Raw genomic sequence first — 15,072 nt, 5'->3', positions numbered from 1 at the left:
GTTGGCTGTAAAGGGGCAGTAAATTGTGAAGGCGTGTTGGGGCTAAACAAAACCCCAGGAGCATATGGTGAGCTTCTGGGGCAGTTTGAATGCGGTTTATCTTAGTATTTAGCTGCTTAGTTACTGCTTGCCGTTTTAAGCGTTGAACGTAGCTTGAAGATGCTCTTTGGTGCTTTAGTTAGCAAGATGCCACAAAGCAGAGGGATCATCATAAGCAGAGACTGTTCCGATAGCACTTCACCATTGATGTAGCAAGAGATCAGCAGCGCAACCACTGGGAAGATAAGGAAACAAATGGATGCTTGGAACGGTGTCGAAACCTGACCTAGTTTGAAGTAAGCCACAATACCGCCGACACTCGCTACAAAACCGAGGTACACGACCGCTGAGATAGAATCCCAAGTGAAAGATTCTACGTTCACGTTCTCACCTACTGCCGATACTGCAAACAAGAAAATCGCAGCAATGAAACTTGGTACAGCGTTGTAAGTCAGCACCTCGATACCTTTACAGTGTTTTTGAACTAACACGTACATTACCGCGTGAATCGCAACCGCAAGACCTAGGCAAACCGTACCGATAAAGTAGTCATCACCGCCCATTTGCATTTCGTTGCCAAGAATTAAACACAGGCTGATAACCGCGGTAACTAGGCCGAATATTTGATGCCTTGCTAAGCGCAGCCCAAGGAACAAACCCGACATCAGCATCACAGCGACGGGCATGTTGGCGAAGATGATCGACGCTAGACCAGAAGAGATGTATTGCTCACCATAGATCATCAACGTAAACGGAATCGCGAAATACATCAGCGCAACAATAAGCAGCCATTGGCGCTTACCTTTAGGGAACAGCAGTGGTTGGTTGAAGACTTTCGCCAATACCGCAAGCAGAGGTGCTGCAAGTAAAAAGCGCAACGCAGTAGCAAAAATAGGTGGGATAGAATGCAATGCTACTTCCATAGCGAACCAAGTGGTTCCCCAAATTAAGCAAACAGAGACAAAAAGCAAGATAGTTAGCGACTTCGAATTCATGGTGACTACTCATTAATAATTATTTTAAATCATAGGCTTGTAGCGCCTTAATGACGTGGCACAGTATAAGGAGGTCGTCGGAGAAAAAAATTGTCTTTTTGTCTCTAATTGAAATGAAATGTAGAAATTAAATCTCTAATGTAACCATAAAGAAGTAAATATTTTCAATAATTAATATTTTCATAAAGTCATTATTCTTTGTGAGGTTTAGTTTTGGTTGAGAGTTAACCAATTTAGCGGCGCATAGTGATTTGGTTAAAATCAATCCAACCGTTCGCCAACTGCTCCACTGGGTTCACGGTTTTGGCATAATTGAGCTGCTGTTTAACGTGGAAAATTGGTCGATAGATTCCGAATGCGATCAATTGCGCTTCTATGTCTAGGAAGACAGGTTGTCGTTGCTGGTAATCGGTGATTTTCCAAAGGCGTTCAAGGCTTTCATCTCGCCACTGTTTTTGCTCATCAGTGAGGCACACTTCTAATGCGATAGAACTTTGTAGCCACCCCATCCAACTGCTATCGAGGTTATCTGAAAACACTTCGCCGCTAATTAATATGTCTGCATCTTTTAGGTTATCTGGCTGACAAAATTCAGGGAACTCGAGCACTTGATATTCGCAGATAAAACCAAGTTCATTTAACCGATCACAATAGTGGCGAGCCATTTTTATGTGGTCAAAAAGCTGATAGGTTAGGATCTTTAGCGGTTGTTTAGGCTTGCTATGCTGGTCAGCGAATTGTCGAGCCATTTGTAATGGGCTTTGGTTATTTGCCGTTTCTATCTTTGGCTGTGTTGATTGATTGGACGTCGATAGCATCCCCTCGGCGTAGCCGACGGTGTCCAGAGGTATGTCTTTCGCGATCCCTAACAAACGTAGTAATTCACTCAGTGATTTAAGGTGTTGTGGGTTTGATAGCCAAGTGTGTCGATGTGGGTTTATTAAAGCGTACTCGCACCCCTTTTCCCACTGTTCTATCTCGGCAAGCTCGTTTGAGATGGATGAGTGTTGGTAATGTGGGTGTGAGTGAACAATATCGCAGTGCATTTCATAGTCTTTGGCTTTATCACCAACATTCCAAATTTCGATACCGTCTACCCAAGGTCGGTGCCCATGGTAGGAGCTGAAAACCTCGAGTCTGGTTAGCCATTCGGACTGTTCCACTAATTTAAAGCTGCCGCTACCAATGATTTTATCTCCTACTTTTTTGGCAACACCTGCGGCGGAGCACGATAGCAGTGATGGAAGGTAGCCTGTGTTGGCATTGATATCGAAACAGAGGTGGAGCGGATCGATAACAGTAATAGCGGAGATGCATTTAAATTGCTGACTATTGTGGTGACTGCTGCCTATCAGACGTTGAAAGTGTGCTTTGACGTCTTGCGCTAGAATCGGTGAACCGTCATGAAAGACTAAGCCTTTGCGTAACGTGAAGTGCCAACGGTGCTCTGTTTGATACCAATCAATGGCAAGATCACCATCAAACGAGTGAGTTGACTTGTTGAAACGTAGTAAGTTACTAAAAAGGTAGCTAGTGATGTGAGCTTCAGTGCGTCGTGTGACTTCAATCGGGTCCAGACTGTGTGTCCCTCGATAAAAAGGGATTTGCAGAATATCTAGTTCAGTAGGCAAGCTTTGATAGCGGCTGATATAACCCAGTAGAAACTGATCCCGTTGTGATTCATCAACCAGATCCAATGCTTGGTCAACTTTATTCTCAGAGAGCAATTCATCTATTCGTACCTCAAGCTCACTGTCCAAGCTTTTTAATAGCGTGAGTGTGGGTAGGTTGCCTCTGCCAACTCCCGACTTCCAGTCAACCCAACCTTCGCTGACTAGCTTTTTGATCACCAATTGAGCGTTACGTTTGGTACAACCTAGCGCATTCGTTATTTCAGTTAAAGAGAGTGAGGTCGGTTGGTTAACGAGTACCCGAGAACGTAAAAATGCTAGAGCCTTCCAGTAATGCATAAAGGTGAAATCCTTGTTTGATCTTTCTATTTTTCTTCATCTTTTAATCTCGATAATAGAGTTATTCGATTGTTTTTAAAAGGAATGAGAAATGGAAAGTATAAAAGGTGCAGAGGTATCCCCCTCTATTTGGAAAAGCTCAAGCTTTATTGTTTTGTTCTCAACAGCGTTCTTTGTTGCCTTTGGTACCAAGATTTATGACCTTGCTTTGCCCTTGTTGGTTTACGAGTTGACAGAGTCTTCAGAGATGATGGGTTGGATGAGAGCAGTCGAGTTTTTACCCAACCTACTATTAGCTCTGTTCATCGGTGTTTGGGTTGATAGGTTTAATAAAAAGCAGTGGTCACAATGCATGTTGATCGGGCAAGCAGCAGTATTGGTCGTCTCTTATATTGCAGTGAGATGGTTGCCGAACCCTTTGTACGCACTGTTTCCGTGCGCATTCCTGATGATGGCGTTTAACTATGGTTACCACAATGCGCGTATTGGGATGATGAAAAATGTTTTACCTCAGCACATGCAAAATACCGCCACCGCGAGAATGAGTTCTTTGTACAGTTTGTTAGAAACTGTTGGCCCGGTTTTGTCTGGGGGGCTGCTTTTATTGTCTGCGTTACATAACGTGTTTTTGCTTATTGCGGGGATGTATGTGCTAGCATTTTGGCAGCTCAATAAACTGGAATTCAAGCCATCAGCCCCCGTGGTTCAACAGTCGGTGCTGAGCGCGCTTAAAGAGGGTTGGTTGATCTTATATGCGAACAAAAACATGTGGCACATCACCTTGGTCGTGATGGTGATCAATACCACGGGTGCAATTTTCTGGATTCAAGCCATCTATTTTGCCAAAGCTGAATTAGCGCTCAGTCATATCGAGGTGGGTTACTTGATCGCGGCGTCCGGTGTCGGTGGTTTATTAGGTTCTTTTACCGCGGATAAGGTTCGAAAGCGCATTGGGCTTGGCGTGCTACTTATTTTGTCTATTGTATTAGAGGCGTTTGGATTCTTGTTCCCTGCATTGCTGAGTCAAAGCTATTTACTGCAAGGTATGACTTCAGCGCACATGGTTGTCATTGAAAAAGGCGTATTGATGATGTCGTTCTTATGGGTGAGTGCGATTGGCGTCTATAGCAGCATTTGTATTTGGAGCTATCGTCAAGAAGCATTCGAGGAAAAGCACCTTGGTCGTGTTGCTGGAATTACAGGGTCTTTGTTTAAACTCTTGATGCCATTTGGTCTGGCTGCTTCTGGATACTTGGTGACAATGTTTGGTTTGCCGGTACTCTTTGTCAGCTGTTTCGTGGCTCAAGTGTTGGCTGCCCTTGGGTTGATGATGACCAAGGTTCGCAAGATTCCTTAACGCCTCATTCTGGGTAAACCGTTACTAGCAGCAAAGTTATCGTATTAAGTGTTTAAGGTTTATTTGGTTCACGTTCATACTGAACAAAGACCGACATAGTATGGAAATGAGGTAGGGCATTTGAAGAACACAATCGACTTAAATCTGTATCGATTTTTGGACCTGCTTTATGAGCAACAATCTCAGGCGAAGGTATGCCATATTCTGGATATCAGCCGCGCAACGTTTAATCGTCATCTTTCCGATTGTCGAGACTTGTTTGCTAATGAGTTATTCATTGCAACCAAAGGTGCTTATACGCCGACTTTGTTCACTACGCAATTGATGCTAGTGGTAAAAGAACCGCTGGAAAAGCTAGAGCAAGCGCAGCAAATATCGCAGTCGTTTATCGGTAACGATTCGAACATCGAATATGTTTTTCACGCAGCCAACCCGCTGAGCACACTGTTTACGGTCCCTTTGTTGCAAGGGCTGACTAATGAGGAGTCAAAGCCCAAGATATCGATGATGGACTGGTCTTTGGATGGCGTTGAGTTTCCCAAGGCAGGCACGTTAGCGATTGGTGTGTCGGGTTATCCTAATGAACTCAACGACCGCATTGTGGAGCGTAAAGTGGGTTCGTTGGAATTGTTTGCTTATGTGGCGGATACCCACCCTTTAGCAAAAAACGAAGCCATTGACCTTAACCAACTAGAGAGCTTTGATACAGTGCGCGTTTCGATGGGGTCATTGGATGCTAACTCCTACTACGAACGCCTAAAAAAACGCACCGGCTTGGTATTGCAACAGAAACTGACTGTTGCATCGGTATCCTCCGCATTGGAATGTGTTCAAGTCAGCCAGTATGTCTACGTTGGCTTTGATATGGATTTGGCTTCAATCCCAAGTGGACTGAGCAAACGACCTGTTTTATTCAATGGAGAAGCGGTGACTTTTGATGTAGGTATTCAGTATCACCGCGCTTGTTATCAGCACCCTATAGTGAAGCGTATTGAACAGATCTTAAGTGAGAGCTTAGAAAGCTATTGATTTTATGGATGACAACAACAAAAAACGCGCCGATTAAGGCGCGTTTTAGTTACTGTCTGCAGGTGTCTAATTGAACCTACTGAGTGTTACAGCTTAACTTCTTCAATGTCACTTGGCTTCCATGTTTGGTCATACCAAGCTTCTTGAGGACCGTAGAGTCTTAGAATCGTGAACCAACCTTTGCCCGGAACCGTTTCTATCCAGTTCGCTTCTTTGCCTTTTGGTGCTGTTGGACCAAAGTACAAATCAACCGAGCCATCTTCATTTTCAATAAAATCATCACGCTGGTTGTTCTTGCTTGGCAGCGGCTGACTGGTTTGTAGCTCTGAACGCGTTTGTGTGTCGTAAGCCACAATCGACCAGAAATTCTTAGCTGGAACATTCGCTGGTATATTCAATTTATAGTGCTTACCGCCATCAAAATATTCACCGTCTTTCGCTTGATCAAGTAATGCGTATTTAGAGCCTTTTTCTATCAGTTTTAGCGACATAGCCGGAGTATTCACCGTTGCAACATAGAAGAAGTAAGAACGAGCATCTAGGTTGCGTCCGCCTTCACCTTGGTCAACAAGCCATTGGTAATCGTCACCAATAAATGCAGTCTTCCATAGACGATCTTCATAAATGTAAGCCTTCTTGTCTCTTGGCTGGAAGTACAGAGATCTTGCCGTTGCGTTACCAATCGCGACGCCGTCTTTCATCAGTTTCTTCATGCGCTCATCGGGTGCAAAAGGTTTGTTCTTTTGAATACCAATGCTCGACATCAGCCCGCGCAGTTCAGGGTCGATGAATGACACCGGCTCTTTGTCTAACACGGTTTTAATTTCTGAGTAGAAGTGCTCGTCGTTCGCATGAATGGTATTAAACGATTTGCCACTACCCGAGATGAACTCCATTTTCGGTTGATCATCTTTCTTCGCTAATGGGTAGATTTTTAGTTTCTCTTTATATGCCTTCACTGCAGCATCGGTTTTACCATCTTTCAGAAATCCGCGAGCGATAAACCAGTTGGTATAGCTGGTGGACTGTGAAACAAAGTAACCTTCAGGCACTTCGCCTTCATAACCTGGAGGTAAAATCAGGTATTTACCGCCTTTGCCTTTATCTGGTCCTACGATGCCTAGGTCAGTCACAAAGCGGAAGAACGCATCGTTCACCGTAGTTGGCCCCATACCCTCAGGTACTTCAATGACGGTTGGGCCATCTTTCTCCAAGTCTAGGAAAACAGAAGCGTAAACCGTGTCGGTGTTACCGGTTAGAAATAGCGGATTCGAATCCATCAGGTTATCGAATACCACCACTTGGTTTGACGATGTTGAACCTATCTCGGCGTGGCCTACACGCAGTGCTTCAACCGAAGCCATTGGAATTGCATTGAGGAACACCTCTGTTGAACGAAGTGTATCTAAGTTGTCATACAGTTTTTGTGCGGTTTCAGCCGTTGGCGCACCATCTTTAAAGTTCAGCTCACCGATGCTGGTTTGGACTGTATCTGCCGTCATAATGCTCGGCGGGATCTCAGTATTGTAGTTTTCCGTCGCCAGTACTTGATGTGAGATAAAGAGACTGCTCGCCAACACAAGTGCTTTTAGCTTCGACTTAATCATGATGTCACCTTTCAGTTTCGTTTCGATGCACTTACTTTAAGTTAGTCGAAAAAACATATCTGATACGCGGTAGGCTCAAAAATGAGTTTCAAAGTGAGGAGTAATCCTAAAGGGTTGGAAGAGGCTCTCAGATCGGTGTGGAAACGCTGTAATAATTAGTTCTATAGATAAAACAAAGCCCGCACTTGGCGGGCTTATGAGTCGTAATCTAGATTTTTACTGCGTAACGGGTTTGACTGTCTTGGACTGTCGGATTGCAAGAATCAGTTGTGGTAGCAGTGACATAATGATCATGCCTGTCATGAGCGAGTATTGAACTGCAGTGAAGGATTCGCCCATTAACACCATACCTGTCACGATGCCCGCTACTGGGTTGGCGATACCACCAAAGGTAAAATCAACCACAGTCATACGTTGTAGTAGCCAAACATACATGCCGTAACCCAGCGCTGTGTTTAGCCCAATCACCCAAACCAAGCCCATTGCGTTGCGAGTATCGAAATGAGTCACAGCATTCACATAAGGCTGCGGGTCGATGAAGGCATGAACGCCAGACGCGACAGACAAGATTACACCGCCCAAGATCAGCTGCCATGTCAGTACCTTCCACCAGTGCATACGATTACCCAGTGATTTGGTAATGCTGCTGCCGATAACGATACACATGATCGCGGCAAACATGGCACCTAAACCGATAGGGTTCAATGCGATTTGGCTTGGGTTGAATAGAATCCATGCCAAGGTGACCAGTCCGATACCTGACAAGGCTTGAATCAAATGTGGGCGCTGCTTTTTCACTACCCAATGGAAGATCATCGCGAACACAGGCACAGAGATCATACCTACGCCCGAAATCGCTGAAGGTAGCGTCAGTGCCATCACGAAGATCAAACCAAAGAAGGTCGCGATGTTGATCAGGCCTAGAGTGAAAATGATTTGCCACTCGCCTTTTTTCGGCAGTGTCGGTTTTACCGCTAGCAATAACAAACCAGCAGGTAATGCACGCAAAGCACCTAGTAATAGTGGTGGCCACTCCTGTAGCGTAAATTGCGTCACTGCATAAGTTGTTCCCCAAAAGAATGCGGGAATCATTGCTAATAATATGTTCATCTAAAATATCTTTACGTTAAGATAACTATTGTGTGAACTGTATACTGAGAACTAGTGGTTGTAAAGTATCTTTATGTTAAACTAGTTTAAAGTAATCAGACTAATAACGGAGCTAGATTGCAAATGGATGCTATCGACCGCGTTGTAGAGCAATGGGCAAAGGAAAAGCCCGAATTAGAAACTGAGCCTATGGCAATGATGGGCCGGATTATGCGTATTGCCAAGTATATGGAGACGCAAGTTGCCGACCTTCATAAAAAATACGACATGAAATTGGGTGAGTTTGATGTATTGGCGACCTTGCGACGCTCTGGCAAGCCATACCGACTAACGCCCTCTGAGCTTATTGGGTCAATGATGCTGACATCAGGTGCGATGACTAATCGTCTTGATAAACTGGAAGCTAAAGGGTTAATCAGCCGCGAGCACAGTAAAGAAGACCGACGCAGCGTCAGCGTGAAATTGACCAAAGATGGTTTAGTTTTGATTGATGAGATGATGACTGAGCATGTCGAAATGCAGAAAAAGCTCGTTAAGTCTTTATCGGCTAGCCAGAAGAAAAACACTAACCAACTTTTAAAAACTTGGTTGAGTGCCTACGAGTAGGTTCACTTATCTCTTTTTAGATTCATTAAAAAACCGAAGCCTTATGCTTCGGTTTTCTTTTTTAAGTTATCTCTATTTCTGAATTAAGCTTGCAGCATCTCGTCGCTAAACAGTTCTGCGCAGCCAATTCCGTTGATGGCGCAGCTTTCATCGATGTCTGATATGTCGCCGCTGACACCAATGGCACCGAGTACCGTTTTATCTTTGTCTCGAATCAGTAAGCCCCCTGGTACTGGTACCATGTTTCCGTGTGCGAGTACGTTTACGGCGGAGATAAATGCTGGTCGGTTGTCAGCATCTTGGGCGAGTTTTCTTGAGGAACAGCCCAGTGCGAGTGCTCCCCAGGCTTTAGCAATGGCGATGTCAGGTCGCATCATGCTGGAGCCATCTTGACGTTGCAGAGAAATCAGTTTGCCACCGCTGTCTAACACAGCAACAGTGAGGGGCTCTGTGTGAATCTTTTTGCCTGCTTTAAAGGTGCCATCTATGATGGTTAACGCTTGTTGTAGAGTCAAACTTCCCATGTTATCTCCTAATTTTCAGGGGCTTGGCTAATTCAAACAGAGCACTAATCAGTGCTAGTGGTCTGTTTGAATCGCCGCAAGACGCCTAGCTGGATTCTTGCAAAAGCCCATAGCTGGGTAAAGTTAGGAAGGCAGCGAACTCTTCGGCTGTAGAAAGTTGATAGAAAAGATCGGCTGTCTCTTCAAATCGACCTGCTGCGTAGCGCGAGTCACCGACTTCGTGTTTTATTGTGTTTAACTCTTGGTAAAGCCAAGAGTGGAACAGTTGTTTGGTAAAGGTTTGGCCGTCATCTAGCGAGATGCCGTGATGGATCCATTGCCAAATGTTGGCTCTTGAGATCTCCGCGGTGGCGGCGTCTTCCATTAGTCCGTAGATAGGTACACAGCCGTAGCCTTGGATCCAAGCCTCGATGTAATACAGCGCAATACGGATATTCGTGCGCACACCGGCTTCGTCGCGGCTGCCTTCACATGGTTTCAGTAAGGTGTCGGCATTGATGGTGTGCTCTGGGCTTTGGAAATCCATTTGATTGACTTTGCCATCAAGGTGCTTGTCGAAGATCGACATCGCTAAGTCGACTAGGGCAGGGTGTGCGACCCATGTGCCATCGTGGCCGTTTTGCGATTCTCTCTGTTTGTCTTCAATAACCTTGGCGGTAACACGCTCCATCTCTTGCGGATCTTTTGCTGGAATGAAGGCTGACATACCACCCATTGCTAGTGCGCCACGAGCGTGACAAGTACGCACCAACAACTGGCTGTAAGCGTTCAGGAATTCTTGATCCATGCCGATCCCGTGACGGTCTGGCAAGATACGATCTTTATGATTTTTCAGTGTTTTGATGTAGCTAAAAATGTAATCCCAACGGCCGCAGTTCATCGCAACGATGTGATCGCGCATGGCGTACAAGATCTCTTCCATTTGGAAAACGGCCGGCAGCGTTTCAATCAATACGGTCGCACGGATGGTGCCTTTTGCTACGTTGAAGTAATTCTCGGTGAAACTGAAAATGTCGTCCCACCATTGTGCTTCTTCCATGCTCTCAAGCTTTGGAATGTAGTAGTAAACGCCCAAGCCTTGCTGTGCACGTGATTGATAGTTGTGGAAAAAGTACAACGCAAAGTCCATCAGACAACCCGCGATAGGCTGATTGTTGAATTGAATCGATTGTTCAGGGAGATGGATTCCACGAGGGCGAGCGATTAACAACGCAGGGTCGCTGTTTAGCTGGTAGTTCTTTTGTTTCTTCTCATCGAAATAGCTGATGGTGCCTAAATTGGCATCTCTTAAGTTAATTTGCCCTTCGACCATGTTGGCCCAAGTTGGGGAAGACGCATCCTCAAAACAGCACATGAAGACTTTCGCACCTGAGTTTAATGCGTTAATCACCATCTTTCTCTCGATAGGGCCTGTGATCTCTACGCGACGATCCAGTAATTCTGGTGGCGGTGTTGCGACTTTCCACTCTTTATTCTGACGAATAGAGATAGTGTCCTTTCTAAAATTAGGTAGCTCACCGTCATCATATTGCGCTTGTTTTATGTCGCGATCATTTAGCAGGGCATGACGGCGATCTCCAAACTTGTTAACGATAGCTTCTAAGAACTTCAATGCATCTTTAGACAAGATCTCTTTGTACTCGGGGTTGTCCATATTCCCAAGTACCTGCATACACAGTGTTTCTTCTCTTTCTTTCACGTCATTCATCATTGCTTGTCTCCTTTACACAATACGATGGTATTTTGTATACAAAATGTTCTTTTTAACGGTATTTATATTGTAGAAATTGTAAACAAGCAAATGGTATTTAACATTTATTTATCATTTGATCTTTTTGTAATTTATTTTTACGTAAAGATATTTTATGTAAAGCAATGAATTGTAAGGTTTTCAGCTTGTTTGCTGTTCAATAGGATAGGTTGATGTAACAAAATTGTTTCAAATTGGGCTTGATAAATGCTGAGGATGATTCATAGTACACAAAAGTTAATTTAATTGTATACAATCTGAACTGGAGGTTCGAATGGCAATTATGAAAGCGATTGAAGCAGCGGTTGAAGTGCTTAAACGTGAAGGAGTAGACATCGCATTTGGTGTTCCCGGCGCAGCAATAAACCCAATGTACGCAGCAATGAAAAAACTCGGAGGGATCGATCACGTCTTAGCTCGACATGTAGAGGGTGCCTCACATATGGCTGAAGGCTACACACGTACTAACCAAGATAATATTGGTGTGTGTATTGGTACTTCAGGTCCAGCTGGGACGGATATGATCACAGGCCTTTATTCGGCATCGGCTGACTCGATTCCTATCCTATGTATTACTGGTCAGGCTCCACGTGCTCGCCTTCATAAAGAAGACTTTCAAGCGGTCGACATCGAATCCATTGCCAAGCCTGTTACTAAGTGGGCAACCACGGTACTGGAGCCCGCGCAAGTGCCACGCGCTTTTCAAAAAGCCTTTCATTTGATGCGTTCAGGACGTCCTGGCCCTGTACTGATTGACCTACCTCTAGATGTACAGTTAGCCGAAATTGAGTTCGATATTGATACCTACGAGCCGCTTGAACCATACAAACCAAAAGCGACGCGCGAACAGGTTGAGAAAGCACTCACCATGATGGCACAAGCTGAAAAACCTCTGATTGTCTCCGGTGGTGGTGTTATCAACGCAGGCGCATCTGAGCTGCTGCAGCAATTTGCTGAGATCACAGGTGTGCCAGTGATCCCAACCTTGATGGGGTGGGGTTCTATCCCAGATGACCACGAGTTAATGGCGGGCATGGTGGGTCTACAAACCTCTCACCGTTACGGCAATGAAACCATGCTGAACTCTGACTTTGTATTTGGCGTTGGTAACCGTTGGGCTAACCGCCATACCGGCTCTGTTGATGTTTACACCGAAGGTCGCAAGTTTGTTCATGTCGATATTGAACCAACCCAAATTGGTCGTGTGTTCTGCCCTGATTTAGGCATTGTTTCAGATGCAAAATCGGCACTTGAGCTCATGGTTGAGGTCGCTAAAGAGTGGCGCGATGCAGGTAAATTACCAAACCGAAGTGGCTGGGTTGGCGAGTGTCAGGAGCGTAAGTCGACCATGCTACGTAAAACCAATTTCGATGAAGCACCGATGAAACCGATGCGCGTTTATGAAGAGATGAACAAAGCATTTGGTCGTGATACTTGCTACGTCAGCACTATCGGCTTGTCGCAGATTGCCGCAGCGCAGTTCCTTCATGTGTATAAGCCTCGACATTGGATTAACTGTGGTCAGGCTGGCCCGCTCGGTTGGACAACACCTGCTGCACTGGGCGTTCGAGCTGCGGATCCGGACCGCGATATCGTCGCTATCTCTGGTGACTACGACTTCCAATTCATGATTGAAGAACTGGCGGTAGGTGCTCAATTCAACCTGCCATACATCCATGTGCTGGTGAACAACTCCTATCTAGGCTTGATTCGCCAAGCGCAGCGTCAGTTTGATATCGATTACTGTGTGCAACTGGCATTTGATAACCAGAATGCGCCAGAACTTGAGGGCTACGGTGTTGACCATGTTGCTGTTGTTGAAGGCCTTGGTTGTAAGGCGATTCGAGTTCGTGAACCAGAGCAAATTGCAGCTGCGTTTGAGCAAGCTAAAGAACTCATGAACAAGCACAAAGTGCCTGTGGTTGTTGAGCTGATTTTGGAGCGCGTGACCAATATCTCTATGGGTGTAGAGATCAACGCCATCAACGAATTTGAACCGCTTGCGGAAAGCAGCAGCGATGCACCAACCGCGCTAGCGTACAAGTAATCACGAAGTAATGTGTATCCGTAGAGCGAGGTTGAGCTCTACGGAAAGCCTCCAATAGAGCGAGGCTTCACCAAACCACATTAGCTTCATCAAACAAAGAGTAAGGACAGAATCATGGCAAAATTTGCAGCAAACTTGTCAATGTTATTCACGGAAGTTGATTTTATGGACCGTTTTGAAGCCGCCGCAGAGGCAGGTTTTCAAGGCGTCGAATACCTTTTCCCATATGCCTTTGATGCGGATGAGATTAAACAAAAGCTTGATGCTAATAATCTAGAGCAAGTGCTATTTAACTTGCCTGCTGGAGATTGGGATGCAGGCGATCGTGGTATTGCAGTTGACCCTACGCGCATTGAAGAGTTTCAAGCAGGCGTGCCTAAAGCGATAGCTTATGCCAAGAAACTGGGCTGTAAACAGGTTAACTGCTTGGCGGGCATTGTCCCACAGGGAGTGACTGCGCAAGACGCTCAGGCAACTTTTGTAATTAACCTTCACTACGCCGCAAACGCTCTGGCTGCCGAAGGCATTAGCTTAGTGATTGAAGCGATTAACACGCGCGATATTCCGGGCTTTTTCCTGAACACCACAGAGCAAGCGAAGGCCATCATTAAAGAGGTGGCGAGCGATAATCTTTCTATCCAATACGATATCTATCACATGCAAATTATGGAAGGCGATTTAACGCCGACCATGCAGCAGAACATTGGCCAAATCACACACGTGCAACTGGCTGATAACCCAGGCCGACACGAACCGGGTACTGGCGAAATCAACTACCCATTTGTGCTCAACTATCTTGATGAGCTTGGCTATCAAGGTTGGGTTGGCTGCGAATACAAGCCGAAAACAACAACGACAGAAGGCCTCGGTTGGCTACACCAGTACCGTTAATTGCGTCTGGTAACCCTCAAACGTTAAGGAGAACAACATGTCTAAAATTGCATTTATCGGAACTGGCATCATGGGTAAACCTATGGCGAGTAACCTTCAAAAAGCAGGTCACGATTTGATTCTTTCGGATCATTTTAATGCAGCACCAGCTGATCTCGTTGCCGCTGGCGCAACGGTCTGCCACTCACCAGCAGAAGCGGCGGCGGCGGCGGATGTCATTATCCTAATGGTGCCGAATACACCTCAAGTTGAAGATGTCCTGTTTGGTGATAACGGCGTCGAGCAAGGCCTCAACGCAGGTGGCGCTGCTGGAAAACTGGTGATCGATATGAGTTCAATCTCGCCAATCGCGACCAAAGCAATTGCAGCGCGAATTAACGAAGGCGGTGCGTCATACCTTGACGCTCCGGTTTCGGGTGGTGAAGTAGGCGCTATCAATGCAGCGCTGACTATCATGGTCGGCGGTGAGCAAGACGCCTTTGATAAAGCACGACCTCTTTTCGAAATCATGGGTAAGAATATTACGCTGGTGGGCGACAACGGTGCGGGTCAAACCTGTAAGGTGGCGAACCAGATCATTGTTGCTCTGAATATCGAAGCCGTGTCTGAGGCGTTAGTCTTTGCTTCGAAAGCAGGCGCTGATCCAGCACGAGTTCGTCAGGCTCTATTGGGCGGTTTTGCTAACTCTAAGATCTTGGAAGTACACGGCGAGCGTATGGTTGAAGGTACATTCGACCCCGGTTTTAGAATCTCGCTTCACCAGAAAGACCTGAACCTTGCGCTAACGGGCGCTCAAGAATTGGGTGTCGCGCTACCGAACACGGCAAATGCACAAGAGCTGTTTGGCGAGTGTGCGGAAATGGGCGGTGAAGGTTGGGACCACTCTGCGCTTATTCAAGCGATTGAGAAACGTTCTGATCACTCGATTCGTTAATCTAGTTAACGGTTTGTCCGTTTAGTGGTTAATCAATCAACCGATTATCCGTTAATTAATTAGGGCTGCTATCGATTCGTAGCCCAACAGTTTCAAACAGTTTGTTTATAAATCGCGTAGTTTCGTCTCCTTTTATACGCGTTCCTGATACGAGGCAGAGGTTGAAGTTGTTCCTTTCCAACTTGATCTTAGCAGGCACCCTTTGGCCTTGTA

General features: G+C 45.7%; 12 protein-coding genes. 6 read left to right on the top strand and 6 right to left on the bottom strand.

Annotation, left to right across the window (positions count from 1 at the left end):
• Positions 1 to 116: 116 nt before the first annotated feature.
• Both F0228_RS02340 and F0228_RS02335 read right to left on the bottom strand, forming a co-directional pair.
• Positions 117 to 1,034 (bottom strand): DMT family transporter, encoded by a 918-nt coding sequence (locus tag F0228_RS02340; protein WP_171761840.1) that lies wholly within the window; start codon positions 1,032 to 1,034, stop codon positions 117 to 119.
• A gap of 233 nt (positions 1,035 to 1,267) precedes the next feature.
• On the bottom strand, positions 1,268 to 3,004 hold the full coding sequence (locus tag F0228_RS02335; protein ID WP_061032991.1) for an SgrR family transcriptional regulator: 1,737 nt from the start codon (positions 3,002 to 3,004) through the stop codon (positions 1,268 to 1,270).
• A 91-nt stretch (positions 3,005 to 3,095) separates the two neighbouring features.
• Here F0228_RS02335 and F0228_RS02330 point away from each other — a divergent pair, with 91 nt between their 5' ends.
• Positions 3,096 to 4,361: an MFS transporter gene (locus F0228_RS02330; protein ID WP_105058755.1), complete on the top strand. Its 1,266-nt coding sequence runs from the start codon at positions 3,096 to 3,098 to the stop codon at positions 4,359 to 4,361.
• Between the two features lie 120 nt (positions 4,362 to 4,481).
• Complete coding sequence (locus F0228_RS02325; RefSeq protein WP_171761839.1) at positions 4,482 to 5,390, top strand: LysR family transcriptional regulator; 909 nt, start codon at positions 4,482 to 4,484, stop codon at positions 5,388 to 5,390.
• Positions 5,391 to 5,476: 86 nt separating this feature from the next.
• Here the strand turns inward: F0228_RS02325 and F0228_RS02320 are convergent, their stop codons facing one another.
• Positions 5,477 to 6,997 carry a DUF1254 domain-containing protein gene (locus F0228_RS02320; RefSeq protein ID WP_171761838.1) on the bottom strand — a complete coding sequence of 507 codons (1,521 nt, stop codon included), beginning with the start codon at positions 6,995 to 6,997 and terminating at the stop codon, positions 5,477 to 5,479.
• Between the two features lie 216 nt (positions 6,998 to 7,213).
• Positions 7,214 to 8,107 carry a DMT family transporter gene (locus tag F0228_RS02315; RefSeq protein WP_171761837.1) on the bottom strand — a complete coding sequence of 298 codons (894 nt, stop codon included), beginning with the start codon at positions 8,105 to 8,107 and terminating at the stop codon, positions 7,214 to 7,216.
• 123 nt (positions 8,108 to 8,230) lie between these two features.
• Between F0228_RS02315 and F0228_RS02310 the strand changes: the two genes are divergently transcribed.
• Positions 8,231 to 8,713 (top strand): MarR family transcriptional regulator, encoded by a 483-nt coding sequence (locus tag F0228_RS02310; protein WP_004737459.1) that lies wholly within the window; start codon positions 8,231 to 8,233, stop codon positions 8,711 to 8,713.
• 83 nt (positions 8,714 to 8,796) lie between these two features.
• Here the strand turns inward: F0228_RS02310 and F0228_RS02305 are convergent, their stop codons facing one another.
• Both F0228_RS02305 and aceB read right to left on the bottom strand, forming a co-directional pair.
• Positions 8,797 to 9,237, bottom strand: coding sequence for a heme-binding protein (locus F0228_RS02305; RefSeq protein WP_017631066.1), 441 nt, complete (start codon positions 9,235 to 9,237; stop codon positions 8,797 to 8,799).
• A gap of 85 nt (positions 9,238 to 9,322) precedes the next feature.
• Positions 9,323 to 10,948: a malate synthase A gene (gene aceB, locus F0228_RS02300; protein WP_171761836.1), complete on the bottom strand. Its 1,626-nt coding sequence runs from the start codon at positions 10,946 to 10,948 to the stop codon at positions 9,323 to 9,325.
• Between the two features lie 313 nt (positions 10,949 to 11,261).
• Between aceB and gcl the strand changes: the two genes are divergently transcribed.
• From gcl to F0228_RS02285, 3 genes are all read left to right on the top strand, one after another.
• The gene (gene gcl / locus F0228_RS02295; protein WP_171761835.1) at positions 11,262 to 13,034 is read left to right on the top strand and encodes a glyoxylate carboligase; all 1,773 of its coding nucleotides are present in this window, start codon (positions 11,262 to 11,264) and stop codon (positions 13,032 to 13,034) included.
• 114 nt (positions 13,035 to 13,148) lie between these two features.
• Positions 13,149 to 13,925 (top strand): hydroxypyruvate isomerase, encoded by a 777-nt coding sequence (hyi, locus tag F0228_RS02290; RefSeq protein ID WP_061032997.1) that lies wholly within the window; start codon positions 13,149 to 13,151, stop codon positions 13,923 to 13,925.
• A gap of 37 nt (positions 13,926 to 13,962) precedes the next feature.
• Positions 13,963 to 14,859 (top strand): 2-hydroxy-3-oxopropionate reductase, encoded by an 897-nt coding sequence (locus F0228_RS02285; protein WP_061032998.1) that lies wholly within the window; start codon positions 13,963 to 13,965, stop codon positions 14,857 to 14,859.
• The last annotated feature ends 213 nt before the right edge of the window (positions 14,860 to 15,072 follow it).

The organism is Vibrio sp. 99K-1 (assembly GCF_013114585.1).
GTDB lineage: Bacteria > Pseudomonadota > Gammaproteobacteria > Enterobacterales > Vibrionaceae > Vibrio > Vibrio chagasii_B.
This window is presented reverse-complemented; position numbering and strand designations above follow the sequence as displayed.

Bases quoted from the DNA above. Each gene is read 5' to 3' on its own strand.
- F0228_RS02285 (WP_061032998.1), top strand. From the start codon at position 13,963: ATGTCTAAAATTGCATTTATCGGAACTGGCATCATGGGTAAACCTATG.
- F0228_RS02340 (WP_171761840.1), bottom strand. From the start codon at position 1,034: ATGAATTCGAAGTCGCTAACTATCTTGCTTTTTGTCTCTGTTTGCTTA.
- F0228_RS02315 (WP_171761837.1), bottom strand. From the start codon at position 8,107: ATGAACATATTATTAGCAATGATTCCCGCATTCTTTTGGGGAACAACT.
- F0228_RS02310 (WP_004737459.1), top strand. From the start codon at position 8,231: ATGGATGCTATCGACCGCGTTGTAGAGCAATGGGCAAAGGAAAAGCCC.
- F0228_RS02330 (WP_105058755.1), top strand. From the start codon at position 3,096: ATGGAAAGTATAAAAGGTGCAGAGGTATCCCCCTCTATTTGGAAAAGC.
- aceB (WP_171761836.1), bottom strand. From the start codon at position 10,948: ATGATGAATGACGTGAAAGAAAGAGAAGAAACACTGTGTATGCAGGTA.
- gcl (WP_171761835.1), top strand. From the start codon at position 11,262: ATGGCAATTATGAAAGCGATTGAAGCAGCGGTTGAAGTGCTTAAACGT.
- F0228_RS02320 (WP_171761838.1), bottom strand. From the start codon at position 6,997: ATGATTAAGTCGAAGCTAAAAGCACTTGTGTTGGCGAGCAGTCTCTTT.
- hyi (WP_061032997.1), top strand. From the start codon at position 13,149: ATGGCAAAATTTGCAGCAAACTTGTCAATGTTATTCACGGAAGTTGAT.
- F0228_RS02335 (WP_061032991.1), bottom strand. From the start codon at position 3,004: ATGCATTACTGGAAGGCTCTAGCATTTTTACGTTCTCGGGTACTCGTT.
- F0228_RS02305 (WP_017631066.1), bottom strand. From the start codon at position 9,237: ATGGGAAGTTTGACTCTACAACAAGCGTTAACCATCATAGATGGCACC.